Below are 24,550 nucleotides of genomic sequence, written 5' to 3' on the forward strand. Positions count from 1 at the left end.
GGAATGAGACACTTTCAACGCAATAGATTGGGGGGGATAGTCGAGCCGAAACTGAGATCGTCTGGTGAGAGCGACTTTTCAGGCTGTACCGGTCGCGACAAGGTTACCGATCTCAATTTCGCACCTCCAGTCACTCCACAGCTTTTAGAAGGAATCATGTGATGGAAAGCGAACTCGCCGCCGACCCTGATCATGAACGGGGAGAAGTCAAAGTTTGAACGTTCCGTGAAGCAACCTGAAACATTTTGGAGCATTTTGAACAATATCAATACTTCCTGATTGATTTCAGTGCCAACACGAGCAAGAATTCCGGCGAAACGATCAGCAGAGAGAAGGGATGAAATCACGTGCTGCTTGATCAAAGACGTATGGGAATCCTGGAAATCATTGAACGGAAAGGATTTGCGTCACTTTGCGAACTTGCAAGCGAAGTCGACGCGAGCCAGTCCACAATTCGACGAGATTTGGAACATCTTGAAAAAAGTGGGCAAGTCCGACGCACTCGCGGAGGTGCTGCTTATATCGGAGAGTCCCTCACCGGATTCGAAGAACGGCGACACCTGGCGGCTGACGAAAAGCACGCCATCGCCAAAGCAGTGGTTCAACTGATCTCTCCACAAGAGACAATCATCCTCGACGGAGGGACCACAACACTGGAAGTTGCCAAGCTTCTGTCGGGGCTTGGCCTGCAGGTCGTCACGAATTCCCTTCCTGTTGTGAATCATCTCGTGGGAAGCTCCGACACAGAAGTTGTTTTCCTGGGAGGCTACCTCTACCCGAAAACTGGGGTGGCTCTTGGAGAATTGACGATTGAATCACTCAAGCGGGTTCATGCCCGCAGGCTGATCATGAGTGTTGGGGGGATCACCGAAGAGGGTTTGTTCAATACAAACTCACTCCTCGCGGAAACTGAGAGACAAATGATGGAATCAGCCGATGAAATTATCGTCGTGACCGATTCCAGCAAGCTTGGCCACTCGGAACTGGTCTGCCTGGGGCCACTTTCCAAAGTGGATCGAATCGTTGTTGATAAAAAAATCTCCAATGAGTGGAGACAGAAAATCGTGGACCAGGGGATCGAACTGACGATCGCTCAATGATGGATCACCTCCACTACTGTTGGAAGCTCACAAGGAAACTAAAACATGTCGGCGGCAAGCAATCAGGTGACTCGAGACGATGTCGAACGAGTGGTACGTTCCGTTCTAAGTCGACAATTCGGCCAGTCGCCTGCGGCGTCTACAACTTCAACTCCTTCCGGAAAACCGAATCCGCTCGTCGTGAACATCTCGGCACGCCATTGCCATTTGACCGACGAACACATTGAGATCCTCTTCGGCAAAGGCCACAAACTCAATCCGATTAAGTGGCTCTATCAGGACGGTTACTACGCTGCCGAAGAGACCGTCGCCATCGTCGGCCCACGACGACGCATGCTTCCCGAAGTTCGTGTTCTCGGTCCCTCGCGAGGTGCTTCGCAGGTCGAACTCGCTTTCACGGATGCCATCTCACTCGGACTCGATATCCCCGTTCGCATCAGTGGTGACGTCGCCGGAACTCCGGGCTGCCTGATCGTTGGCCCCAAGGGAAGTCTTGAGCTTCACGAAGGAGTCATTCGGGCGATGCGACACGTTCACATGTCACCGGCTGACATGGCTGCTTATGGCGTCAAAGACAAAGACCTGATGCAACTGAAAGTGGAATCGCCGGGATGTTCGACCACTTTGGAGAACGTTTCTGTTCGCGGTGGAGACGACAAGATCAAACTTGAAGTGCATCTCGACACGGACGAAGGCAACGCCATCAACCTGCCGAATGCCACACACGTTCAACTGCTCAAACAAAATGACAGCTCATGTGGCTGTCTCGCTTAATTTCGTCGATGAAAACAACTGATCCGGGGCGCATTCCCGGAAACCGTTTTTTCTAAGCTCAACCCAATCGGGTTTATCCCATCCTCAATCTGTGAAATCGGAGAGTAAGACACATGGCCAAGGTTTCAGAAGCACTTGGAATGATCGAAACAAAAGGGCTCATCTGCCTGATCGAAGCTGCAGACTCTGCCCTTAAAGCTGCAAACGTCGAAATGGTCGGCTGGGAAAAAGTCGGAAGTGGACTCGTCACGATCTTCCTGACAGGTGATGTCGCAGCAGTCAAAGCCGCTGTCGACGCGGGTGCTGGTGCCGCAAGCAAGATCGGCGAAGTTGTCAGCGTGCAGGTCATTCCTCGACCACACGAAGAACTGGCAGCCATTTTGCCATCCAAGAAAGTTGCAGCCAGCAAGTAAATCCCCGACTCGGGGCTTTCGCCTGAAACAGATTCCCCTGCCGAATTCCGGCGACATCTAACACTCTTTGATCAAGGGATCAACATGAACGAAGCGATTGGGATGATCGAAACCAAAGGGCTGACCGCCACGATCGAAGGATCGGACGCAATGCTCAAATCCGCCAACGTGTCACTTGTGAAGCAAGTGCAAATCGGTGGTGGATTCGTCACTACGATCATTCGCGGTGACGTTGGCTCAGTTCGAGCCGCTGTTGACGCTGGAGCTGCTGCAGCTTCCAAAGTCGGCGAACTTGTGGGAGCTCATATTCTCCCTCGTCCTGCCACAGGACTGATGGAAAACTTCTAGGACACACCGCAAAACGATCGACGTTAAAGATTGGTTTCTGCATAACGGAGGAAGCGGTGAAAGTTCTCGTGGCGAATCTCGGATCGACGAGTTTCAAGTACCGACTGTTCGACATGGAAAGTGAAGAACAGCTGGCACGTGGAGGCATCGATCGTATCGGCGAGGGCGCAGACTCAACGTGTGTCGCTGAAATTGGTTCCAACCGAATCGAGGCAAGTCAACGGATTGCGGATCATGCCGCAGCTGTTCAGATGTGCCTGGATCAGTTGACCGATCCCGAGTCAGGCTGCCTCAAGAGCGTCGACGAAGTCTCGGCGATCGGGTTCAAAGCTGTCTTCGCAGGCAAATTGAGCGGGATCCATCTCGTCAATGATGACCTGCTCAAGGCGATGGAATCATTGGCGGATGTTGCTCCGGCTCACAATCCGCCCTATGTCAAAGCCATGCGTCAACTACAGGCGTCATTTCCTGAGATCCCTCTGGTCGCCGCGCTCGAAACCGCATTTCACGATACGATTCCGGAACCGCTTCGAATGTACGCTGCCCCCTACCACTGGGCGGAAGAATACGAAGTCCGTCGTTGGGGATTCCATGGAGCGAGCCATCGGTTCATCGGAACCAAAATGGAGACTCTCCTCGGATCGAACGATGCGAAGGTGATCTCGTGTCATCTGGGCGGGAGCAGTTCCGTCTGTGCCATGCGGGGCGGAAAGTCTCAATCGACCTCCATGGGCATGACTCCTCAGTCAGGATTGCCGCAGAACAATCGCGTCGGAGATTTCGACCCGTTTGCACTCCGGCTCGTGAAGCGACTGACCGGCAAGTCATACGACGAACTGCTTGACGAACTTTCTTCCGAAGGCGGACTCCTCGGGATCAGTGGAATTTCGAACGATCTTCGAGACATCGAAAAGGCCGCTGAAGGGGGAGACAAAAGAGCCCAACTCGCGATCGACATTTATTGTGCCGACATTAAGCGATACATCGGGCAGTATCTCGCGATCCTCAACGGTGCCGATGCCGTCGTGTTCACTGGCGGAATTGGTGAGAACAGCGACGTCGTCCGGAAACAGGTCTGCAGCAACATGACCTTCGCCGGAATCGAACTCGACGAGCAGAAGAATCAGACAGCTCGGGAGGAAGGAATCATTTCCACCGAGCAGAGCGCCGTCCAGGTTTGGATTGTGCCCACAAACGAAGAAATTGTCGTCGCCCGGCAAACAGCCCAAGTGGTCAAGGGAGAGTAATATGTTTCTCGCCAAGATCACCGGCAACGTGACATCAACGCACAAAGTTCAGGCCATGGTTGGCCAGAAGCTGTTTATCGTGGAACCGCTCCGTGTCGATGAACAGAACCAGGACTGCCTGAAGACGACCGGTCGGACATTTATCGCCGTTGACACTGTCGGTGCCGGAGAAGGAGAAGTCGTTCTGATCGTTCAGGGTTCGAGTGCTCGGTTCACCGATGATACGAAAACCCTTCCGATCGACTGTGCGATCATCGGGATTGTGGACAACGTCCGAGTCGGATCAAACGCGATCTATTCGGAGGGCAGCGACTCGTGAACAGGATGGACTTCAGCGACAGAAAGGAGGTTCTGCGAAAGTGTCAGATCATCGCAGGAGCTCTCATTATGGGCGTTGTCATGTTCGTTCTTGTGGCCATTGTTCTCATTGAAACAGGAAGTTTTGAAGGCGCGGACTTCGGTGGAATCCTCATCGCAGTCGCGGGTGGTTTTGCTGTCGCAATCTCCGTTGCAGTGATGGCTGGTTCGAAAAAGATTCTGATCGCTGACAACGCCGGGGAGCCAGAACTCCTGAAAGTGTTCATGGCCCGCAACCTCCTCACGAAAGCGCCCCTCGAAGGAGCAGCCCTTTTCAACGTGATCGCATTCATCCTCGAACAAAGCGTCTGGTCACTGGTGATTGTCGGCTTTCTCGTTGCAGTCATGATCGCCACGTTTCCGACACAGACCAAACTCGACAACTTCCTCACGGCACATACGACCACGACCGTTTGACTGTCGAGTCACATCGAATTCACACGAAGAGTAGACGGACAAGAGCCAACTCACGCGGTGCGAGACGCACAGCGAAACCCGCACACTGACTTTTATTCAATATTAAAAACGCATCCTCTGACTGGCCTCTGACGCTGAAGCCGTTTCACGCCTTCCAGCGACACAGTGAGAGTTTCGATACCAACAAGCGAAATGAGGAATGACGATGCAAGCCACCGAATCCGCGATTCGTACCGTTGTCGAAGAAGTGCTGGCCGAACTTGGAAAGACTCCGAAGCAAGTCAACGGAACTGCCCCGCACTTCAAACCCACTGCTGATCCGGGCGGAATTCGAGTTGTCTCAAGTGGCGCAGTCGCTGGACAATCTTCGAGCCCCGCGATTGAAGCTGCACCGAACAGTGGTGACTGGGGAGTTTTCCAATCGGTCGATGCGGCTGTCACTGCGGCAGATGCTGCGTTTCAACAGTTGTCCAAATCAACCGTTGAGAATCGCGACATCGTCGTGAACATCGTCAAAACGATGTGTGAACAACGGGCGGAAGAATGGGGCCGCAAAGAGTTCGAAGAGACGAAAATCGGTCGCCTCGATCACAAAATTGCCAAGCTGAAAATCATCAAGCAGGTGCCCGGAACCGAATGGCTCAAGCCCAACTGCTTCAGTGGCGATCATGGAATTTCACTAGAAGAACAGGCTCCCTTCGGCGTGATCGGCGCGATCACTCCCGTGACGCATTCGCTGCCGACTCTCGCGGGGAATATCGTCAACATGGTCGCTGCGGGTAACAGCATCATCTTCAACCCGCATCCCTCGGGAGCAAAGATCGCATGCGAAGGCGTGCAGGCATTCAACAAAGCGATCTTCGAAAAGACCGGGATCCAGAACCTCATCACGATCATCGGAACACCGACGATCGAATCCGCGAATGAGATCTTCCATCACCGCAAAGTCAGAATGCTCTGCGTCACAGGAGGTCCTGCCGTCGGACGAGCAGCACTCGGAGCGAAGAAGCGAGCTGTTGTCGCTGGTCCAGGAAACCCTCCGGTTGTCGTTGACGAAACTGCCGATCTCGACAACGCCGCGAAATCGATCGTCGCGGGAGCAGCCTTCGACAACAACCTCCTCTGTATTGGGGAAAAAGAAGTCTTCGCTGTTCAGTCGATTTTTGATCGACTGCTTGAAGCCGTCTCCAAGAATGGCGGTTTCCTCCTCAACAGTTCACAAGTTGACGCATTGACCAAGTTGGCATTCTCTCCGCCCAAAGAAGCGGGTGGTCATCCCGTCCTCAATCGTGACTTCATCGGAAAAGATGCAGCCTACCTGGCTCAACAAATCGGAGTCTCTGTTCCCGCGAATACCGAAATCCTATTCGGGGAAACGGACACAACGAACCCATTCGTTCCTGAAGAACAGATGATGCCGTTCATCCCGTTCGTAAGGGCTCGCGACACGATGCACGCGATTGAGCTTGCTTACGAATTCGAACATGGATTCGGACACACCGCGATCATTCACTCGCGTAATGTCCACGCCATGACCGTGATGGGACGACTCATGAACACAACACTGTTCGTGAAGAACGGACCATCGATGGCGGGACTGGGACTTGGAGGAGAAGGATATCTCTCCTTCAGTGTGGCGACACCAACAGGCGAAGGTGTGACCAATCCCGGAACCTTCACACGGACACGACGCTGTGTGATGGTCGATGAACTGCGAGTTGTTTAGTCGTTCAGTCGCTGCCTCGCGAACATCAACGTCGATGTTCGCGAACTCAATTCCATCAGGCAGCGAGAGCACCGAAAACGTTCTCACTGCTCGGACAAGTCAACATGTTGCACGCAAAAGTCATCGGGCATGCCACATCGACCGTGAAGCATTCTTCTCTGAACGGCTGGAGAATGCTGCTCGTTCAACCGTTGAAGTCCGATGGTTCCCGCGAGGGAATTCCCTTCATTGCAATCGACGAACTGGGAAGTCGAGTTGGTCAGAAAGTGATTCTGGCCTCCGACGGCAAATTCGTTTCCGAAGCAATGGGAACCAAGAACACACCGGTGCGATGGATGGTCATTGCCCAACCTGACGATCAACCTGAGAGATAACAACTTCAATCTGAATTCGTTCAGAACAACAGAGATTGCCGAGAATTTCACGCATCTTCAGATTTGGTTTGCGCTCTCTCACACGAGAAAACACAGCCTCTAACTCAACAAAACAGCACAAGCGAGTGCATGGGAAAGAGCAACTGGCTCTAGAATCGACACGATGAACCTTTCCGCGGAAGCAATCGACCGAATCGTCGCGAACGTGCTGAATCAATTCAGCACATCGAAGACGTCACAGATTGCCAGCCCTGCGCCAAACGGGAATTCATCCTCCGGATCAAAACTGCCTGCAGCGAACCCGCAAAAATCGGTCGCTCCGAAGGCAAACCCTTCACTCAATGAAGTTCAAATCAGCGACTCGGTGATCACGGCGGAAACGCTGCAACGGATTCCGGAAGGAACTCCGGTCATTGTCAAACCTCGTGCGATCATCACCCCCGCCGCAGTTGATATTGTTCGTCAGGCGAAGTTGCAGATCGAACGTCGCCTCGAATCACCAACAGCTGCTTCAACTCAAACAAACTCCAAGAAAGAGACTTCTTCGGAAAACTCAATCTCAACTCTTGGTGCTGCGATTGTCCGCCATAGTTTGGCGCTCGACAGCGCTCTGGAAGAGTTGAAGCTGAAGTCGCGCGAGTTGGTGAGTTGTCCGGACGATGCGGCGAAGCACGCCATCAGTGAAATCAGTCGCAACGGAGTCGACACAATGCTCGTCTTCGCAGAGCAACAGCATCGAGCGGCATGCCTTGCGAATCGAAACAAACGCGTGAAGGCGGTTGTCGTGCGTGACGCGAGTGACGTGCAACAGATTCGAAAACAACTCCGAGCGAATGTCTGGTGTCTCGATCCCACGGATCGCAGCTACTACGAGTTAAAGAACGTCCTCAAGATGATCACCGAATCCGGGAGGTCCCATTCATGATCATCGGCGAAGTCATTGGAAGCGTGACACTCTCTCGATGCCACCCCTCCATCCAGGGGGGAAGTTGGAGAGTTGTCGTTCCGCTTGATCTTCCCGCCTTACAGGGGAGTGATTCAGGCCGAGGAGAACCATTCGTCGTATTCGACGAAATCGGATCAGGAAACGGTTCACTCATTGCAGTGAGCGAAGGAGCAGAGGCAGCCGCTCCATTCCAACCAAATCCGAAACCACTCGATGCTTACTGCACAGCACTGTTAGATGTCGTCGATATCAAAGATGGCACCGACTTCTCGTAACACACAATTCACTCAAGATACTGCATCAGGAACTGTCCTTGATGCCCGGAATTTTCAACCCGAATTGAGACAAGAACGATGTACCACCCACTCTTCAACAATCCGGAAATCAAGAACCAGATCTGCGAAATCGGGCGTCGTGTCTACGACAAAGGATTCGCCGCAGCGAATGATGGTAATATCTCTCACCGTGTTGGAGAGAATGAAGTGCTTTGCAGCCCGACGATGATCTGCAAGGGCTTCATGAAGCCGGATGACATCTGTATGGTCGATCTGGAAGGAAAACAACTCGCCGGAACCAAGAAACGAACCAGTGAAATCCTGCTGCACCTGGCGATCATGAAGCATCGTCCAGACGTGAAAGCTGTCGTTCACTGCCATCCTCCGCACGCAACCGCTTTCGCCGTCGCACGCGAAGCCATTCCTCAGTGTGTGCTTCCGGAAATCGAAGTCTTCATGGGCGAAGTCCCACTGGCTCCTTACGAAACTCCCGGCGGACAGAAATTCGCTGACACTGTCGTTCCGTTTCTGAAAGCGACCAACACAATCATCCTGACGAACCACGGAACCGTCAGCTTCGGAAAGACTCTCGAAGAAGCATACTGGAAGACGGAGATTCTCGATGCGTATTGCCGAATTCTGATCCTCGCAAAACAGATCGGTGGAATCACCTATCTCAACGAGCAGAAATCACGAGAGCTTCTTGATCTCAAGCAGCGACTCGGATTCGACGATCCGCGATTCCATATGGAAGATTGCGACCTGTGCGGCAACACTGCCTTTCAGGAAGGATATCGCGAAAACAACGTCCCGGCTCCGCACACCAAAGCCTTCGATCCTCCTCCTTCATACCCTGGTTACATGAAGACTCCTGCATCGGCACCAGCTGAAGCATCCGGAGGAAACATGGACGCTCTCGTCAAAGCAATCACTGACGAAGTGATCGCTGCCCTGAAGTCATCGTAGAAAGCTTTCTCGAAGCAAGTGCGACTTTGGGAGTTATTGTCTTCGGCCGCTCAGAACAAAGTGAGTTTGTTCTGAGCGTTGGGCTGAGTGGTTCCGGACCAACAACGTCGCGCACTCCGCTCCAGGATACCGCTTCTTCCTTCGACAAAACGAATCAGCATTGAGTCGCGCAGAGCATTGCGACTTTACGTTGAGAGCGGAACCAACTCCGTTAGCCCGCTTGTTCTTCCGATTGATTGAGAGCCCCTTGAACGATTCGCAGGTTCGGAGCACCGGAACCTGAATTGTTCTCATCTCCGATCAGGCGTTCGCTGTAACGTGGCCACGGAACCGGATTGTAAAGCTGGATCTTGCTGATCTTTCGCTCGGACGCTTCGAGAACCTGAATCCGAATCTGATTCCATTCGAAGTATTCGCCCTCTTTGGGAATCCGTTCGAGGGTCGAGAAAACGAAGCCCCCGAGTGTGTCGTAGCTGTTGCTGTCAGGAAGTTCGATTTCTAGCAGATCGTTCATCTCATCAATCCGCAATCGCGCGTCGACAGCCACGGTGTGTTCGTCGATCCATTCGACACCTTCTTCTTCGTCTTCGTCGAACTCGTCAGCGATATCTCCCACGATCTCTTCGAGAATGTCTTCGAGTGTCACCAGACCGGTCACTCCGCCGTATTCATCCAGCACGATGGCAAGATGTAATCGCTTTTGCTTCATCTGATTGAGAAGCGCTTCGATTGTGCTGGTCTCCGGAACATAGAACGCTTCCCGAACAATGTCCCCAAGACTGACGTTCGCATGATCGTTTCCGATTTGTTCGAGCAGATCCCGTGCGTAGAGGATTCCAACAATCTGATCCGCCGATCCATTCACGACGGGAATTCGGGAATGCCCCGCTTCCAGAAGTTCCAGGCGTGCTTCTTCGAGAGTTTTATCCACCTGGATCGAGATGATGTCCGTCCGCGGAGTCATGACGGCGCGAATATCTTCCTGCCGCAGCTCCATCATTCGATGCAGCATTTTCCCGGCTTTCGATTCCAGAACTCCCTCGCGTTCGCCTTCATCGACAACACTCTGAATTTCTTCCGTGAAGGTCTCGACCGATTCCGGCGTCGGTTCTTTCAGTCCAAATAACCGATGAAAGAACTTGTCCACAGCGTTCGAAAAGAAGGTGACTGGCGAGCAGATTCGCATCGTGAGATCGATGGCTGGCCACGTGTAAAACAGTAACTGTTCCGCGAGCACATGCGACAACGTCCACGGAATCAGCCCGATAAAGATCCAGCAAAGGACCGTCGCAATCAGCAGGTCTCCAACCAGTTCGAAAGCGCTCAATGCTTCGATGGGCGAGTGTCTTCCGTAGCCTGCTAACACGATGGCGAGGGTGAGCGTTGTCGTCCGAACGAAATCGGAAGCCTGGAGCGCCTGCTCATCGTCTTTGAGAATAATTCCAAACCGTGGCTCGTTGTTCTTCTGTCTGCAGACGAATGCCAATCGGCTTCGAAAGAAGTTTCGCAAGCTGTCGCTGACAGTCGCATAAAAAGCGCTCATCAGAAAACAACAAACGGCAAGAGTGAAAATGTTCACGACGGGTATTCTGGTAAAAGGGCTGAATCGGTCCGGAAGAGGCTCGTTGAAGTGCCCTCAAAACCAGCGAACGAATTGTGCATGAAACGATTCATTTTCTCACTGAGTTTTGAAGGTCCATCCTCAAAGTCATCTGCTCTTCCGTTTTCACTCGGTTGGACTGTTTAAATGCTCTTACATCGCCTTAAGTTGAATAGTTCGGGATCAGATTCCAATTTTTGAGGACCACTCTTTCCCGGTCCCGCATCTGCTGTTTTTCTTCGTCGGTGCTGTCTTCGTATCCGCACAGATGGAGTGTTCCATGGATGAGATACAATCTGAGTTCATGTTTCGAGTCCCATCCGAACTCGGCAGCTTCACGACATGCTGTGTCGGTACTCACGACCAACTCTCCATCGAGTGGACCTGACTGCCCGCCTGCTTCTTCAACTTCTGATTCGTCATATCGAAAACTGATCACATCGGTCGGGTAATCGTGCTGCAGATGATCGCGGTTGACTTGATGAATCGTTGGATCATCCACCAGCGCAACGACAATCTCTGCCTGAGGAATTTGCTCTGCATCCAGGACAGCCTCGATAGTCTCTCGAACGAAGGCGTCATCAACATCAATTTGCCGCTGGTTGTTTGACAGATGAATCTTGTACTTCACTCTTTTTTTTTCCGTCAGGCGCATCGGGATAACGTATCCGACCGTGATAAATTCCAATCAAAGACTTGGTCACAGAATCTTGAATTGTGCGAATGTCTGACATTTTCAGATCGCATTCGTCGAACTGCCCATCGAGAAGTCGCCGCATCACGATATCGTTCACAAGCGTTTCGATTCGCTTCGGCGTCGGTTCTGTGAGAGACCGACAGGCACTCTCACAAGCATCGGCGATCATCATAACGCCGGTTTCCCGAGTCTGTGGCTTGGGACCAGGATATCGAAACGAAGACTCTTCCGCGTCTGTTTTGTGATCCGGTTTGCATTCCGCGAGTTTGGCGGCCTCGCGATAAAAATACTCGACAAGAGTCGTTCCGTGATGCTGTTCGATGAAGTCGATAATGGGCTGCGGAAGGCCATATTGTTCAGCCAGTTCCACACCATCTTTCACGTGCCCGATAATAATAAGCGTGCTCATGGCAGGATTCAGTTGCTGGTGCCGACTGCTCGAAGCATCCTGAAGATTCTCAATGAAATACTGCGGTTTGAGCATCTTTCCGATGTCGTGGAAATAGGCTCCAACACGCGCCAGAAGGCCGTTCCCTCCGATCCGTTCCGCAGCTGTTTCTGCGATGCTGGAGACTGCGATCGAGTGGTTATAAGTCCCCGGAGCAAGTCGCACGAGATCTTGAAGCAGCGGGTGCGACGGATCACTCAACTCCAGAAGCGTCATGTCCGTGACAACGCCGAAGGCGCTCTCGATAAACGGAAGACTGCCCGCGACCAAGAAGCCAGCGACAAGGCAAAGAGCCGCCCCTTTCGCATTCATCACGAGCAACTGCGTGTCCTGCATCACCTCTGTGACGGACTGCGTTTCGATAATGGCAATTCCGCAGCCGACTGTGAAAAACGTGATTGCGGAAATGAAACTCGTTTTGATCAACGTCGCCCGAGTTGAGACTCGCTTCAACGGAATAATTGCCGAAGTGGCTGTCGCCATCAGAACGAGAAAGTGATTGAACTGGCCTGTCGTCGCCATTGTCAGCAGCAACGACAGCGAGAAGGCGGTCATCGTCGCCAACACTTGATTAAATGCTACAGACAGCAACAAAACCGTTGTAAGAAGTGGCACGATCTCTGCGCGGAGCGGATCGAGTGAAACGATCCGGCCGATGAACGCCGTTGCGATAATCGCAACCCAGAACGTAATCAGATAGTTGAGGTTGTTCGCAATCCGGGGTTCGTTCTTGGCGATGTAAAAGCCATTCAAGATCGTCAGCACAGCCACCATGACGAAGGCGACCAGCATCCGACTGAAACGAGCTCCTTCGTGAATCTTGGACTCTGCCGCGTTGTATTCATCGAGAAGCAAACTGAGGTGAGACTGGTCGAGAAACTGTTGCGGTTCAACCAGCAAGTCCCCTTTTAAATAGCGTTCCATCCGGGGATCGACTTGTTCTCGAGCTGCTGCGATTTCCGCAGCTGTCGCAGATTGATCAAAGATCAAAGTCGGCGTCGCACGTTCGATTAACCAGTGGATCATCGGACGACGAATTTCTGGAGAGAGTGCTTCGAAGGTATCCCAGGAATATCCAAGTTGACCCGCTTCGTTCAGCTGATCCTGAAGACGAACACGCGGCAGAAGAACAATTCGGCCGGTTTCGAGTCCGTCTCCGTTGTTGACAATCAGCAGCCTGCGATCCGGCGTCAGGTTTCGATTTTGACGTTGTGCAAAATCACTCCCGATCAGTCCCGTTTCGAGGATCGGTTGAATGAACTCGCGAAACTCTTCGACCATTGCTTCGATTCGCTGTTCCGCGCGAGTCATGTCCGGGCCGACAATCGCTGATCGGAGAATTGCAAATCGCTCGGCAGGCGAACCAGCATGAAACCAGTCTCCGACGATCTTCCCTCCCAGATCGCTCGACGACTGCTGAGTCAGACCGAAGTTTTGACGAGTGGTGAGCGGAACAAGTTCGAGAGTTTGGGCGGCGGCGATTTCGCCGAGTGCTGCCCGCAACTCTTCCGGCAATGACATCAGCGGAGCCGAGTTCAGTCGAAAGATCCACGGAACCGATTCGGCAGCACGTTCTCTCGCAATTTGAGTCTGTTCGACATCAACGCGTTCGAATTCAATTTTCGCAGCGACGCCATGCTCGATGTAATCCCCGCGACGATATTGAAACGGGGACTTCCAGCTTTGCAGCGCAATGACAAGCAGCACAATCGCAACAAACGAGACACCAATGCGGATTTGCAAGCGGCGATCGCGCAACGATTTCACAAACCGTTTTAAGGCCGTGTCTGGACGGCGGATTCCCGCTGATTTCGAAACCCGGCTCCGTTTGTGTCCGAATCTAAACATAGTTGTCAGGACTTCTCCATCGACGCAGTTGCAACTTCTGTCGTTGCATAGCGATTTCGCGTGGGACGTGTTTCCTGATCGTCATACGCCTTGACGATCTCACGTACCAAACGATGGCGAACGATATCCTCTCCTGTCAGTTCAACGACCTGGACTCCCTGAATTCTTCCGAGGCGCCGAATCGCATCGTTAAATCCAGATGTGACGTTGTCTGGCAAGTCTGTTTGTGTTGCATCCCCTGTCACGACAATGGTCGAGCCCTCGCCCATACGCGTCAGGAACATCTTCATCTGAGTGATTGTTGTGTTCTGTGCTTCATCGAGAATGATAAATGTATCATTGAGAGTTCGCCCGCGCATGAAAGCCAGCGGGACGATTTCGACCACGTCGTTCTCGATGTATAACCGAACCTGCTCGAAATTGAGCATATCGTTCATCGAGTCAAGCAGCGGTCGGAGGAACGGATTGACCTTGGCGAGCATATCGCCTGGCAGAAAGCCAAGCTTCTCTCCGGCTTCGACAGCTGGGCGAACGAGGACGATTCGGCGGACTTTCTCTGACCGAAGCGCGTTCACTGCCATCGCCACGGCAAGATACGTCTTTCCGCAACCTGCCGGGCCTTTGCAGAACACCAGATCATGATTCCGGATGGCTTCAACGTACTTCGCCTGACCGGGTGTCCGAGGCTGAATTCGCTTGGCCTTCTCGAAGAGGTCGATCACCTGCTCCGATGACGGACGCTCTTCTGTTTGATTTGAAAGCAACCGGTCCACAACCGCATCGTGGGCGATTCCATCGCGCTTGATGATCTCTCGCAGTTGCTCGAACGCGTTGACGGTCGAGTCAACAGCGTCGCTTTCCCCTTCGATGACGATCGAATCGCCACGCAACACGATCGCTGTTCCATAGGCATCGCGCAGCCGACGAACATGGCTGTCACTCGGTCCGAAGAGCAAGCGAGCTTCATCTGGATAAAGCAGAGGAATTGTGGAAGATGTTGTGGTCATTCACTAAGCCAACAGAGTTGTTTCTGAACTGAAGATGCGTGCCCGGGGTCGTCAGAATCACCGGTTCGTTGTGAAAGAAACGGCTCGTGTCAATACTTTTGAACACGTGGATAGCAGCAGGATAAGCGTCTGCGTGGATCGATTTTGGGTTAAGAAAATCGCCGCAACGCGATCTGTGGAGACGAAAAGACCTCTAACAGAGCGATCGGCGGGCTCATGCTTCAATTTTGACCTCGGACTTCTCCGCCGATCGGATCCAGGCCAACGAGGCGATCGAATTGACGTGATCTTGCTCCACTGATGAATCAATGAGCTGGCTCATTCCGAAGAGCCTGCCCATCAGGATTTGAATGGCAGAATCGGCTCTCAGCGAATTGACGCTGAAGGTGCTTGAGGAGAGTTCCCCTCACGATTCACCTTGCCATCGATTCATAGATTTTATCCCGTAGATTTGTCATTGGAAAGCACTTCAGCCACCTTTTTCCGAATTCGATAAGTCACTACAAGAACAGGGGGTTTGTCGTTGACAGACTGACAAAATACGATCTTCCCGTAATGAGACGTTCCTGTTTTGAGCAGTTCCACCGAACGAAGGTTCGCGCCAACCGCTCGAAATTGATTCAATGTGAGGGGTGTTCGATCCGAAAACTCCTCAGAGGAAACCGGTCCGCGAACGAATTCCGACGGAAGAAAAATCGCTCTCATCGAATGCTGATCGATTCACAGACCGTGCGAGATCGTTACTCGTCTGACCAGAGTGGACGCCCGCGACCATCGAGAATCAGCCCGACTGTTCCACCCTTCACTGTCCGCGAGACACTCTTCCCCTTCCCGGCTCCGACATCGAGTCCTCGTCCCGGAGTGATTGTGACCTCCGCCGTCTCTCCGCCTTTCAACGGAAAAATGACCTGTTCACCGAATCGGATCTCCCCCTGCTCGGAAAGAGTCGAACCGGAAACGTGATAGCTCATCGCGATTCGCCCCAGCTTCGTTGCGCCCGCCGGAGCGATAACCGTTCCGAGAGAAATCAGGCAATCTTTCTCAAAGACTTCCAAAGCTGCATCAGGATGCACAGCTGCGAGAACGCCCAGGTGCGGCATCATGAAGATGCTGTCCTTGGCCAATTCCGTGAATCCTTCCGGCTCGAACGCATCGATCATCATCTGAGCTGTCTGCAACATTTCTGGAGCATGAGAGAGAACACCACCCGATGCGACCAGCAGATCGAGCTTCATGTTGTTGACAATCGAACGCCCTCCCCCTTCCTGCACAAAAGTATCACCGACAGTCCGCTGCTGCTGGACTCCTTTTAGAGTAGTGGCAAACTCTTTGTGTTGCTGATACGCCAATCGAAGCGCTTCACGAGCGACAGCTTGCTCGAACACAAGTGCTTCTGCCGTCTGCGGAATTGTTGTCGGCCGGATCATTTTGTTCTTCACGCGATTTCGAAGCTCGCGTTCATCCATCGCCTGATCAGCCCACCTCAAGACATTCGGCATCCCTGCTTCAGAACAGACATTGGAGATGGAATAACTCATCCCCAGGTTGGCACTCACAGTCCGATTGAATGTCGGAGAACCATCCGCACCTTCGAAGACGCTAAAGACATCCGTCGTCGCTCCGCCAATATCCACACCCACACAGTTGATCTGCCGCGCCCGCGCGATCTGTTGCAGAATGTCTCCCACAGCACCGGGAGTTGGCATGATAGGCGTATCGGTAAGCTTCATGAGCCGATCGTAACCGGGCGCATGGGCCATCACGTGTTCAAGAAACAGATCGTGAATGCAGTCTCTGGCAGGGGCAAGATTCTCGAATTCCATTTCCGGACGGACATTGTCGACGACCGACAACGTCACCGATTCGTCGAACGTTTCTGAAACTTCGGAAGCAGCTTCCTTGTTGCCTGCGAAGATGACTGGCATCCGGTAGTTGCTTCCGAATCGCGGCTTCGGCTTGGCGGGTGCAATCAGTTCGGCAATCTGCACGACGTGCTTCTTCGTTCCTCCGTCAGTCCCTCCAGCCATCACGACCATGTCGGGTCGCAAATCTCGGATTCGTTTGATCTGATCATGTGGTCGTCGCCGATCATTGGAAGCGATCAAGTCCAGCACGATCGCCCCGGCGCCCAAAGCGGCTCGCTCTGCACTCGCTGCGGACATCTCGCGCACGACCCCGGTCACAAGGACCTGGAGCCCTCCGCCCGCGCTCGATGTCGAAATATAGATGTCGCAGCCTTCGTTTCCCTGAGCAGGACGAATCAGATTCCCGTCATCATCGAGCAGTCGCCGCCCCGAAAGTTCCGCCACTTCGGCAGCTGCGTTTCGAACCCCAACGGTGACATCCGCGACCGGTTCTTCGACTGTGGTCGGCGCCTCTCCGCGATATGTCTGCCGATAATGCCCATCGACCTTCTCAATCAAAATTGCTTTCGTCGTCGTGCTTCCACAATCCGTGGCAAGAATGACATTGATTTTCGAAGGGTCGAGATCAGGCATAACAACTCGTCAATCGCAGGCACTGAAGGAATTCTAATATCCGGATCGTAACTCGAAGTCGTCCCGATAGGAAATGCAGCGTGTTGAACGTCGCTGACTTCACTTGAGATTCGCCGCTTCCGCGAGCAGGAACGGAAAGGCATCGCTCTTGAAATGTGTCCACCGCGCATGAAACAACCCGCCCTGAGCCAACTCAGAACGGGTTGTGAACGTTTCAGCAACCGAAAGCTTATCTTCCGGCGCCAGCTGGGGCACTTCCGGAGACCTGGCGAATTGGTTGAGTTGGCCGAGGACCAGTTGTTGTTCGCGTCAGGAAGTTGTCAACGCGTGCATCCTTCTTGATCTTTTCGAACACCTTCGCGACTGCGATCTGAGTTTTCTCTTCCTTGAGCTGCTTGAAGAGATCATTCCAGACTTCACGAATGTCAGTGACGACGGGTTCCGTGTGACCTTCGCACTTCAGGATGACATAGCGACTTTGAGCGACCTGAATCACACCGGAGATTTCTCCAGGTTGCAGTTTGAAGGCAGCTTCTTCGACCACTTTTTCGACTCCATGCTTACGAATTGGGGGAATCGATCCACCGAGGGGGCGGCTGTTGGGGTCTGATGAATACTCCATTGCCAGACGATCAAAGTCGTCGGGGGTCGCTTTACACTTCTCCCAGATCTGGTTCGCCTGACGAATACTTCCGTCGACAACAATCATCCGAGCTTTGACGCGAGGGCCATAATCGCGTTCGAATCCGTCCTGCATATCCTGCTCGGTCACATCCACATCCTGACCGGCAAGTTTCTTGAGTGCGATCATCGGCCAGATCACATCATCGTGATACTGCTCCTTCGTGAGACCACGCTCTGCCTGCAGCATCTGATACCAGGTATCGAGCGGAAGATTGAACTTCTTGGCGTTCGCAGCGACCTCTTCCTGCACTTCTGCGGCAGTCACAGTCACACCAGCAGCCTGACAGGCTTGTTGAATCACAAGACGGTTGATCAGGGTATCGAGCACATCTTCGCCATGGCGAGACACACACTCCTGAGCCACGACGTCGTAAGAAATTGCCTGGTTATTCACTTTCGCAAGAACTCGCGTCGAATTCTGCTGCAATTGCACCTGTCCCGAAGCATCATTCGTCGTCTGTGAGGCAGCCGGGCTTGGCAGAATAAACTGAAAACCGACCGCAGCGACCGCGACCAGAACGACCGTTCCAATGACATACGTCAGCCAATGCTGCTTTTTCGTCCGACTCGACTGCGCTGGCAGCGCCGAATTTTCTGGGGAGTGATTCCGTTCACTCATTGCAAATACTCCGTCAGTGAAAGTGTTTCGATAGGGAGTTGCGATAACATCACAAGTTTTCAGGTACTGACTTTGACGATTTACCGAAATTTTCGATTTTGGGTCAAGATGATTCTCACAAATGCCGACACCGATTTCCCTCGCCTGTAAGATTTACAATCTGCGCAAACTTTCTCGTTTGAGCATGGGGACCGGTCTGGATTTCAACATTCACTTCGCTGGTGAGTTTTCGCACAGCAACCAATCAGTGAAACTCCGTCGAATGAAACTTGAAGCATCGGAACCACTTTTAATTCCGGCCATTCCCGATAGCATGAGAAACCTGTGATGGTTCTCCGAGAAAACGCCCTCAACACGAAACAGTTCCGGGACATTTGACGATGTACAACAAACAAGAATTGATGGATTTGTTCCGAGAGCGAGCTCTGAAGTTCGGTGATTTCACGCTGGCTTCCGGGAAAAAAGCGTCCTACTACCTCGACGGAAAACAGGTGACCCTGCACGCACGGGGCCTCAGCCTCGTCAGCCACGGTTTTCTCGATCATCTCGACCCGAACATTGATGCCGTCGGAGGCATGTCCATCGGGGCTGATCCGATTGTCGCGGGAATCCTCTCAGCAGCTGCGGACAAACAATCCGACCTGCTCGGATTTCTCGTTCGGAAAGAATCAAAAGGTCACGGAACCAACAAATTTGTCGAAGGTCCCGTTCAGCCCGGAATGAAGGTCGCCATCGTTGAAGATGTCGTCACAACCGGCGGAAGCTCACTTCTGGCCATCGAACGTGTTCAGGAATTCGGCTGCGAAGTCAAACAGGTCCTGTCGATCATCGATCGCATGGAAGGCGGAGCCAACCGGTTTCGCGAACTCGGCTTCGACTTTCAGTCGCTGCTGACGATCGAAGACTTTGGAATCACGCCGCCGGAGGCATCGTAGGATGCTTCTCGATTCACAATCTCGATCGGTCCGCAGCACGCCCTGGAATCGAACAATTCCGCTGCAACGTTCGTACGATTGATCATTCGCTGAATTGACGAGTGTTCGGCAGCACGCGGAGACAACATCTCCCCGCTCGCAAGAACAGAACGCAACGCAGCTTTAAGACATCACTCAGGTCACAACGTTGACCTTTCCCGTGCACTCTCGGAAGAGTCCGTCTCAGCTTTTCGCTGTGCTCACTTGTGCGAGTGCAAGTGTTTTCATTCCAATCAATGCTCACATCCTTTTTGAGTCTGCATTGACAGCGCTTCGCATCTCCATCTGCACTAACAAGGACATCGGAATGTCAAACTCCATTTCCTTTTCCCCTCAGGCTGCCGGATTTCTCATCGAAAAACAGTATTCGATGCTCACCGAACATCTTCACGCAGCACGAGACGAAGCCTTCGCCGACGTCCAATTGAGAACGTCAGGAGAGGAAATCCCCGAGGCGAAACAACCACTCGATAGCGGATTCATCGACCTTCCGGAACGTCTGCTCAACGGAGAAGACGACCTCCTCGAGAACATTGAATCGGCAGCAAAGTCTCTTCGCGACCGAATCGACCGAATGGTCGTCCTCGGAATCGGTGGGTCCTATATGGGGCTGCGAGCACTCTTCGAAGCGTTGTGCGATCCCTATCACAACGAGTTGTCACGCGAAGCGAGGGGAGGAAATCCTCGCCTGTACTTCGAGGGAAACAATCTCGATAACGACTCGATGAGCTCCCTGTTGAATCTGCTCAAAACTCAATGCGTCGATCCCAAAGAACTGGCCGACCGTTGGGGTATTGTGGTGATCAGCAAGTCGGGCGGAACCCTCGAAACTGCCGCAGCGTTCCGCATTTTCCGGGAAGCCCTCGAAGAATACTACGGTGCCGACTCCCCCGAAGCGACGGAACTCGTCGTTCCAGTGACCGGGGAAACTGGCAAGCTCCGTGATCTTTCAAACGCTCGAGGATATCAACAGACCTTTCCGATTCCTGATGGAGTCGGCGGAAGATTCTCGGTCTTCACAGCCGTCGGACTTTTCCCAGCTGCGGTCCTCGGCATCGACATTCGCGCACTCCTTCAAGGGGCTGCGGACATGACCGAGTGGTGCCGAACGAAACCGGCCGGAGAGAATCCCGTCCTCGATTACGTCGCCACGTGCCACCTTCTCGAACGTGATCATGGAATGGATGTCCGAGTCCTTTCCACGTGGGGGAATCGACTCGAATCGACCGGTCTCTGGTACGATCAACTTCTCGCAGAGAGCCTCGGAAAACATGAACGAGGCGCCACTCCGCTGACCGTCGTCAACACTCGCGATCTGCATAGCCGGGGCCAGCAGCATCAGGAAGGCAAACGCGATCGAGTGATCAGCAACATCATCCCCGGAGATCCAGCTTCCTCTCCAATCTCACTTCCAGAAGCTCCCGATGGTCTCGATCAGGATCTACTCAATCGAATCGCAGGGAAAACAATTCCGGAACTGCTCCAAGCTGCGATCGAAGGAACGAATCAGGCTTACGCAGAAGATCAACGCCCGACAACCGATCTCAAGCTTTCCAAAATTGATGCCTACTCAATGGGTCAACTGTTGCAGTTGTTCATGCTGGCAACTGCGATCGAAGGCCGATTGATCGGAATCAACCCTTACGGGCAACCGGGTGTGGAAGCCTACAAGAACAACATGGGCAGAATCCTTTACGGATCGTAACCAGTTCATGCACCAAAGCGGCGGAGGTCCATCTTCTTTCTCGATGGCCCGCCGCACAATTGGGCAACCCTGCTGATCCCCTCTCTTCGACCCTCCTGATCTCGAATCTGAACTAAAATGGCCGGCAAAAAATCCAGCAAATTGACTCCCATGATGCAGCGCTACATGGAAGTCAAATCAGAGACTCCGGGCACAATACTCTTATTTCGCATGGGGGATTTTTACGAGCTGTTTCACGACGACGCCGAGATCGCTGCGAAAATTCTGGGACTGACGCTCACCAGCCGCGACAAGTCTTCGTCCAAACCCGTTCCAATGGCGGGGTTCCCGTACCATTCACTCGAAGGGTATCTGCAAAAGCTGATCGCCGCCGGACACAAAGTCTCCATCTGTGATCAGGTCGAAGATCCCAAAGCGGCCAAAGGACTCGTCCGTCGGGAAGTGACACAAATCGTCACCCCGGGCACGCTGACTGATGATGCCCTTCTCGACCCGAAGGAAAGCAACTACCTCGCGTCCGTTTGTCCAACGAATGACTCGATCGGACTCGCGTGGCTGGAGCTGTCCACCGGACGTTTCTATTGCATGGAAGTCTCTCGCGAAAACGGAGAGCTTCCGCCACAACTGGGAAGTTCCTCTGCACTCATCGACGAAGTCGCCCGAATCCATCCGGCTGAGTGTCTCGTCCCGGAGAACTGCAAGAACGATGAGACCCACAAACAACTGATCGAGTACGGACAGACCGTTCTCACCGAACGCCCGACATGGTCATTCGCTGCCAATCAGTGTCGCGAGATCCTTCTCAAACATTTCGGGACCGCCACTCTCGAAGGTTTTGATCTCACCGAAGAAGACTCCGCCGGAATCACCGCTGCTGGAGCTTTGCTTGAGTATGTTCAGGAAACACAGAAGTCATCACTCGGCCACCTTTCTCGACTGGAACCATATCGCCGGGGAACAAGCCTGCTCATCGACGAAACCACTCGTCGCTCACTCGAATTGACCCGAACTCAGAGAGAAGGAAAACGGGCCGGTTCGCTGATCAGTATTCTCGATCAGACAAAGACCCCCATGGGAGCGCGGCTGCTCCTCGACTGGCTCTCCAATCCCCTGACGGACAAGCCAGCCATCGAACGACGACTCGATGCTGTCGATGAACTGACACAAGACTCGAAACTCTGCCGAGACATTCGAGAAAAACTGAACGACAGCTACGACCTTCAACGACTCGCTGCCCGGGTCGCCACGCGTCGAGCGTCTCCTCGCGATCTCGGTGCGCTCGGGAAAACTCTTTCACTGCTGCCAGCTGTCAAAGCTCGACTCGCGGGCCGTTCGTCCGACCTGTTGCAGACTCTCGAACAACGGATCGAACTGTGCGAAGACATCCGCGCCGACATCGAATCAAGCCTCGCAGACGAACTCCCGATCACGACGACCGAAGGAGGAATCATCCGTGAAGGTTATGACTCCAAGCTGGACGAACTTCGCGATCTTGCTCGTGGAGGAAAAACCTGGATTGCGCAATATCAGGCGGAGGAAATCGAACGAACCGGAATCCCGTCCCTGAAAGTCGGGTTCAATAAAGTCTTTGGCTATTACCTCGAAGTCACCGCGGCGCATCTCAGCAAAGTTCCCGAAGACTACATCCGCAAACAAACGCTCAAAAACCAGGAACGGTACATCACCCCGCAACTGAAAGAATACGAAGAAAAGGTTTTGAGAGCAGAAGACCAGTCGAAAGCTCTTGAGAACGAATTGTTTCAGAACCTCCGCGATCGAGTTGCGGACGAATGCCAGCGACTGCAACGAACTGCAGAAACGCTCGCGGAGATCGATGTTCTGGCGAATCTGGCAACGGTCGCTGTTCAGTCCAATTACCAACGACCAGAGATCACAATTGAACCGGTTCTGGAGGTCGTTGACGGTCGGCATCCTGTCCTCGATCAGATGCAACCCTCCGGAGAGTTCGTTCCGAATGACGTCATGCTTGGACTGAGTGAAGCAGGCAAAGATCATCAATCAAAGAACGGAGACAACGACCAATTGACTCTGGATCGCCGCGATCTGATCGCACTCATCACCGGCCCCAATATGGCCGGAAAGAGTACCTATATCCGGCAGGCAGCTTTGCTGACGATCATGGCCCAGATGGGATCATTCGTTCCCGCCAAGTCCGCAAGAATCGGGATTGCCGATCGAATTTTTGCTCGTGTCGGGGCCAGCGATGAACTCGGAAAAGGACAGTCGACCTTCATGGTCGAGATGACCGAGACAGCCCGCATCCTGAACACTGCAACTTCCAAAAGCCTGGTGATTCTGGACGAGATTGGCCGCGGAACCAGCACGTACGACGGAATTTCACTCGCTTGGGCGATCACCGAATTCCTTCACGATCAAATTGAATGCCGGACACTCTTTGCAACCCATTACCACGAACTGACAGAACTCTCAAAGACATTGCGGCAAGTCTGCAACTGGAACGTGGCTGTCCATGAACAGGATGGCGATGTCGTCTTCCTTCACAAAATCGTCCCCGGTGCCGCCGATCGAAGCTACGGAATTCATGTCGCCCGACTGGCTGGCATTCCGCGAGAAGTGATTCAGCGATCCGCAGTGATCCTGCAAACGCTCGAAGAAGATCATCAGGACGATCACGGACAAGTCACCATCCCCGCCCGCGAGACCAAAGGAGCTCGTCAACTCACGCTGTTCGAACCGGAACCTCACCCTGTCCTCAGCGAGTTGCAAGGTCTCAAGCTTGATGAGATGACCCCACTGGCGGCTCTTCAGGAACTGCACCGTATTCAAGGAAAACTGAAATAGCCTCGTTTCACCATTTCTCGCAGCAAGTGTTCCGGATCGATTCGAGCGAAGCGACTCACTGAAGCCAAAAAAGAGGCCACAGTATTTCACGGTGACCTCTTTCTTGATCAGTCCTGACGAACGATTGTTCGCTCGTCAATCTTCATCGATCATCTCGATGAAAACGTCTTAGTGATCATAGTTGACCACGAGTGTGTCACGACGAGCGGTGACTTTCACTGCGTATTTTCCGTAGCTGAAGATCATGCGATCTCCGCCTTTTCGGCAGATGACGTCTTCACACGCACATGGTGGAACGCAGATCTGAACGAAAACGCATTTCGGTTGGCAGCATGGTTTGCAAGGATCGTAACATGGGTTTGGAACCGAAACGATCTTTGGAACCGCACATGGAGCGATCTTGCGAGCCTGAATCACTTTGACGCAGTTGTACAATTCGATCCCTGGGTTGTCGCAGGAATCACAAATCACTGTGCCTGGAGCAACAGTTCCAGCTGGAACAGGCTGAATCGACGTAGTTTCTCCTGCCGGAGTCGGGGCGTAATCGGCCGAGTAGGCCATCGCCAAAGTTTCCTGTGGAACCAAAATCGGCTCACGACCGTCGGCAATCGTGGTGGCTCCCAACAGGACAGCAACAATCAATACATTCTTCACTTCAATTCCCTCCTCGTTATCGCAGTTGGCCGAGAAACGTTTCCCAGTAC

The 24,550-nt window shown here is 53.0% G+C and carries 22 protein-coding genes; 15 read left to right on the top strand and 7 right to left on the bottom strand.

Translation table 11 applies throughout. The annotated features are described in order from the left end of the window. Nucleotides 1–347: 347 nt before the first annotated feature. From KOR42_RS06395 to KOR42_RS06450, 12 genes are all read left to right on the top strand, one after another. Nucleotides 348–1,100, top strand: coding sequence for a DeoR/GlpR family DNA-binding transcription regulator (locus KOR42_RS06395; protein WP_146508063.1), 753 nt, complete (start codon nt 348–350; stop codon nt 1,098–1,100). 45 nt (nt 1,101–1,145) lie between these two features. Continuing rightward, entirely contained in the window at nt 1,146–1,874 is a 729-nt protein-coding gene (gene pduL / locus KOR42_RS06400; RefSeq protein ID WP_146508065.1) for a phosphate propanoyltransferase, read from the top strand. 113 nt (nt 1,875–1,987) lie between these two features. Next, nucleotides 1,988–2,287, top strand: coding sequence for a BMC domain-containing protein (locus KOR42_RS06405; RefSeq protein ID WP_146508067.1), 300 nt, complete (start codon nt 1,988–1,990; stop codon nt 2,285–2,287). A gap of 84 nt (nt 2,288–2,371) precedes the next feature. Then, on the top strand, nt 2,372–2,635 hold the full coding sequence (locus KOR42_RS06410; RefSeq protein ID WP_146508069.1) for a BMC domain-containing protein: 264 nt from the start codon (nt 2,372–2,374) through the stop codon (nt 2,633–2,635). A 56-nt stretch (nt 2,636–2,691) separates the two neighbouring features. Further along, the gene (locus KOR42_RS06415; RefSeq protein ID WP_146508071.1) at nt 2,692–3,882 is read left to right on the top strand and encodes an acetate/propionate family kinase; all 1,191 of its coding nucleotides are present in this window, start codon (nt 2,692–2,694) and stop codon (nt 3,880–3,882) included. 1 nt (nt 3,883) lies between these two features. Continuing rightward, nucleotides 3,884–4,201 (top strand): EutN/CcmL family microcompartment protein, encoded by a 318-nt coding sequence (locus KOR42_RS06420; protein ID WP_146508073.1) that lies wholly within the window; start codon nt 3,884–3,886, stop codon nt 4,199–4,201. 68 nt (nt 4,202–4,269) lie between these two features. After that, the gene (locus KOR42_RS06425; protein ID WP_146508075.1) at nt 4,270–4,656 is read left to right on the top strand and encodes a hypothetical protein; all 387 of its coding nucleotides are present in this window, start codon (nt 4,270–4,272) and stop codon (nt 4,654–4,656) included. A 205-nt stretch (nt 4,657–4,861) separates the two neighbouring features. After that, complete coding sequence (locus tag KOR42_RS06430) at nt 4,862–6,382, top strand: aldehyde dehydrogenase family protein (protein ID WP_146508076.1); 1,521 nt, start codon at nt 4,862–4,864, stop codon at nt 6,380–6,382. Between the two features lie 104 nt (nt 6,383–6,486). Beyond that, on the top strand, nt 6,487–6,756 hold the full coding sequence (locus KOR42_RS06435; RefSeq protein ID WP_146508078.1) for a EutN/CcmL family microcompartment protein: 270 nt from the start codon (nt 6,487–6,489) through the stop codon (nt 6,754–6,756). Nucleotides 6,757–6,919: 163 nt separating this feature from the next. Then, entirely contained in the window at nt 6,920–7,681 is a 762-nt protein-coding gene (locus KOR42_RS06440; RefSeq protein WP_146508080.1) for a hypothetical protein, read from the top strand. Continuing rightward, nucleotides 7,678–7,977 (top strand): EutN/CcmL family microcompartment protein, encoded by a 300-nt coding sequence (locus KOR42_RS06445; RefSeq protein WP_146508082.1) that lies wholly within the window; start codon nt 7,678–7,680, stop codon nt 7,975–7,977. Before KOR42_RS06440 ends, KOR42_RS06445 begins: the two co-directional genes overlap by 4 nt. A gap of 78 nt (nt 7,978–8,055) precedes the next feature. Next, entirely contained in the window at nt 8,056–8,943 is an 888-nt protein-coding gene (locus tag KOR42_RS06450; protein ID WP_146508084.1) for a class II aldolase/adducin family protein, read from the top strand. A 211-nt stretch (nt 8,944–9,154) separates the two neighbouring features. On the opposite strand, the gene KOR42_RS06455 is transcribed toward KOR42_RS06450, so the two are convergent. The 6 genes from KOR42_RS06455 to KOR42_RS06480 all read right to left on the bottom strand — a co-directional run bounded on the left by KOR42_RS06455 (nt 9,155) and on the right by KOR42_RS06480 (nt 18,344). Beyond that, nucleotides 9,155–10,522: a hemolysin family protein gene (locus tag KOR42_RS06455; RefSeq protein WP_146508086.1), complete on the bottom strand. Its 1,368-nt coding sequence runs from the start codon at nt 10,520–10,522 to the stop codon at nt 9,155–9,157. A 184-nt stretch (nt 10,523–10,706) separates the two neighbouring features. Next, nucleotides 10,707–11,174, bottom strand: a complete 468-nt coding sequence (gene ybeY, locus KOR42_RS06460; protein WP_197440914.1) for an rRNA maturation RNase YbeY — start codon at nt 11,172–11,174, stop codon at nt 10,707–10,709. Further along, complete coding sequence (locus KOR42_RS06465) at nt 11,131–13,431, bottom strand: HD family phosphohydrolase (protein ID WP_197440915.1); 2,301 nt, start codon at nt 13,429–13,431, stop codon at nt 11,131–11,133. Before KOR42_RS06465 ends, ybeY begins: the two co-directional genes overlap by 44 nt. A gap of 110 nt (nt 13,432–13,541) precedes the next feature. Next, complete coding sequence (locus tag KOR42_RS06470; RefSeq protein WP_146508092.1) at nt 13,542–14,543, bottom strand: PhoH family protein; 1,002 nt, start codon at nt 14,541–14,543, stop codon at nt 13,542–13,544. A gap of 740 nt (nt 14,544–15,283) precedes the next feature. After that, entirely contained in the window at nt 15,284–17,041 is a 1,758-nt protein-coding gene (locus KOR42_RS06475; RefSeq protein ID WP_146508094.1) for a glutamate mutase L, read from the bottom strand. A gap of 229 nt (nt 17,042–17,270) precedes the next feature. Then, a complete protein-coding gene (locus tag KOR42_RS06480; protein ID WP_146508096.1) occupies nt 17,271–18,344 on the bottom strand; it encodes a peptidylprolyl isomerase in 1,074 nt (357 codons plus the stop codon). 380 nt (nt 18,345–18,724) lie between these two features. Between KOR42_RS06480 and pyrE the strand changes: the two genes are divergently transcribed. From pyrE to mutS, 3 genes are all read left to right on the top strand, one after another. Further along, nucleotides 18,725–19,279, top strand: a complete 555-nt coding sequence (gene pyrE / locus KOR42_RS06485) for an orotate phosphoribosyltransferase (RefSeq protein WP_146508098.1) — start codon at nt 18,725–18,727, stop codon at nt 19,277–19,279. A gap of 346 nt (nt 19,280–19,625) precedes the next feature. After that, nucleotides 19,626–21,023 carry a glucose-6-phosphate isomerase gene (locus tag KOR42_RS06490; protein ID WP_146508099.1) on the top strand — a complete coding sequence of 466 codons (1,398 nt, stop codon included), beginning with the start codon at nt 19,626–19,628 and terminating at the stop codon, nt 21,021–21,023. 117 nt (nt 21,024–21,140) lie between these two features. Beyond that, nucleotides 21,141–23,846 carry a DNA mismatch repair protein MutS gene (mutS, locus tag KOR42_RS06495; protein WP_146508102.1) on the top strand — a complete coding sequence of 902 codons (2,706 nt, stop codon included), beginning with the start codon at nt 21,141–21,143 and terminating at the stop codon, nt 23,844–23,846. 168 nt (nt 23,847–24,014) lie between these two features. On the opposite strand, the gene KOR42_RS06500 is transcribed toward mutS, so the two are convergent. Continuing rightward, complete coding sequence (locus KOR42_RS06500; protein ID WP_146508104.1) at nt 24,015–24,500, bottom strand: hypothetical protein; 486 nt, start codon at nt 24,498–24,500, stop codon at nt 24,015–24,017. Between the last annotated feature and the right edge of the window lie 50 nt (nt 24,501–24,550).

The organism is Thalassoglobus neptunius, assembly GCF_007859735.1.
Lineage (GTDB): Bacteria > Planctomycetota > Planctomycetia > Planctomycetales > Planctomycetaceae > Thalassoglobus > Thalassoglobus neptunius.

Excerpts from the sequence above, each read along its gene's own strand:
- pduL (WP_146508065.1), top strand. The coding sequence starts at position 1,146 with ATGTCGGCGGCAAGCAATCAGGTGACTCGAGACGATGTCGAACGAGTG.
- KOR42_RS06405 (WP_146508067.1), top strand. The coding sequence starts at position 1,988 with ATGGCCAAGGTTTCAGAAGCACTTGGAATGATCGAAACAAAAGGGCTC.
- KOR42_RS06410 (WP_146508069.1), top strand. The coding sequence starts at position 2,372 with ATGAACGAAGCGATTGGGATGATCGAAACCAAAGGGCTGACCGCCACG.
- KOR42_RS06420 (WP_146508073.1), top strand. The coding sequence starts at position 3,884 with ATGTTTCTCGCCAAGATCACCGGCAACGTGACATCAACGCACAAAGTT.
- KOR42_RS06425 (WP_146508075.1), top strand. The coding sequence starts at position 4,270 with ATGGGCGTTGTCATGTTCGTTCTTGTGGCCATTGTTCTCATTGAAACA.
- KOR42_RS06430 (WP_146508076.1), top strand. The coding sequence starts at position 4,862 with ATGCAAGCCACCGAATCCGCGATTCGTACCGTTGTCGAAGAAGTGCTG.
- KOR42_RS06435 (WP_146508078.1), top strand. The coding sequence starts at position 6,487 with ATGTTGCACGCAAAAGTCATCGGGCATGCCACATCGACCGTGAAGCAT.
- KOR42_RS06440 (WP_146508080.1), top strand. The coding sequence starts at position 6,920 with ATGAACCTTTCCGCGGAAGCAATCGACCGAATCGTCGCGAACGTGCTG.
- KOR42_RS06445 (WP_146508082.1), top strand. The coding sequence starts at position 7,678 with ATGATCATCGGCGAAGTCATTGGAAGCGTGACACTCTCTCGATGCCAC.
- KOR42_RS06450 (WP_146508084.1), top strand. The coding sequence starts at position 8,056 with ATGTACCACCCACTCTTCAACAATCCGGAAATCAAGAACCAGATCTGC.
- KOR42_RS06470 (WP_146508092.1), bottom strand. The coding sequence starts at position 14,543 with ATGACCACAACATCTTCCACAATTCCTCTGCTTTATCCAGATGAAGCT.
- KOR42_RS06475 (WP_146508094.1), bottom strand. The coding sequence starts at position 17,041 with ATGCCTGATCTCGACCCTTCGAAAATCAATGTCATTCTTGCCACGGAT.
- KOR42_RS06480 (WP_146508096.1), bottom strand. The coding sequence starts at position 18,344 with ATGAGTGAACGGAATCACTCCCCAGAAAATTCGGCGCTGCCAGCGCAG.
- pyrE (WP_146508098.1), top strand. The coding sequence starts at position 18,725 with ATGTACAACAAACAAGAATTGATGGATTTGTTCCGAGAGCGAGCTCTG.
- KOR42_RS06490 (WP_146508099.1), top strand. The coding sequence starts at position 19,626 with ATGTCAAACTCCATTTCCTTTTCCCCTCAGGCTGCCGGATTTCTCATC.
- mutS (WP_146508102.1), top strand. The coding sequence starts at position 21,141 with ATGGCCGGCAAAAAATCCAGCAAATTGACTCCCATGATGCAGCGCTAC.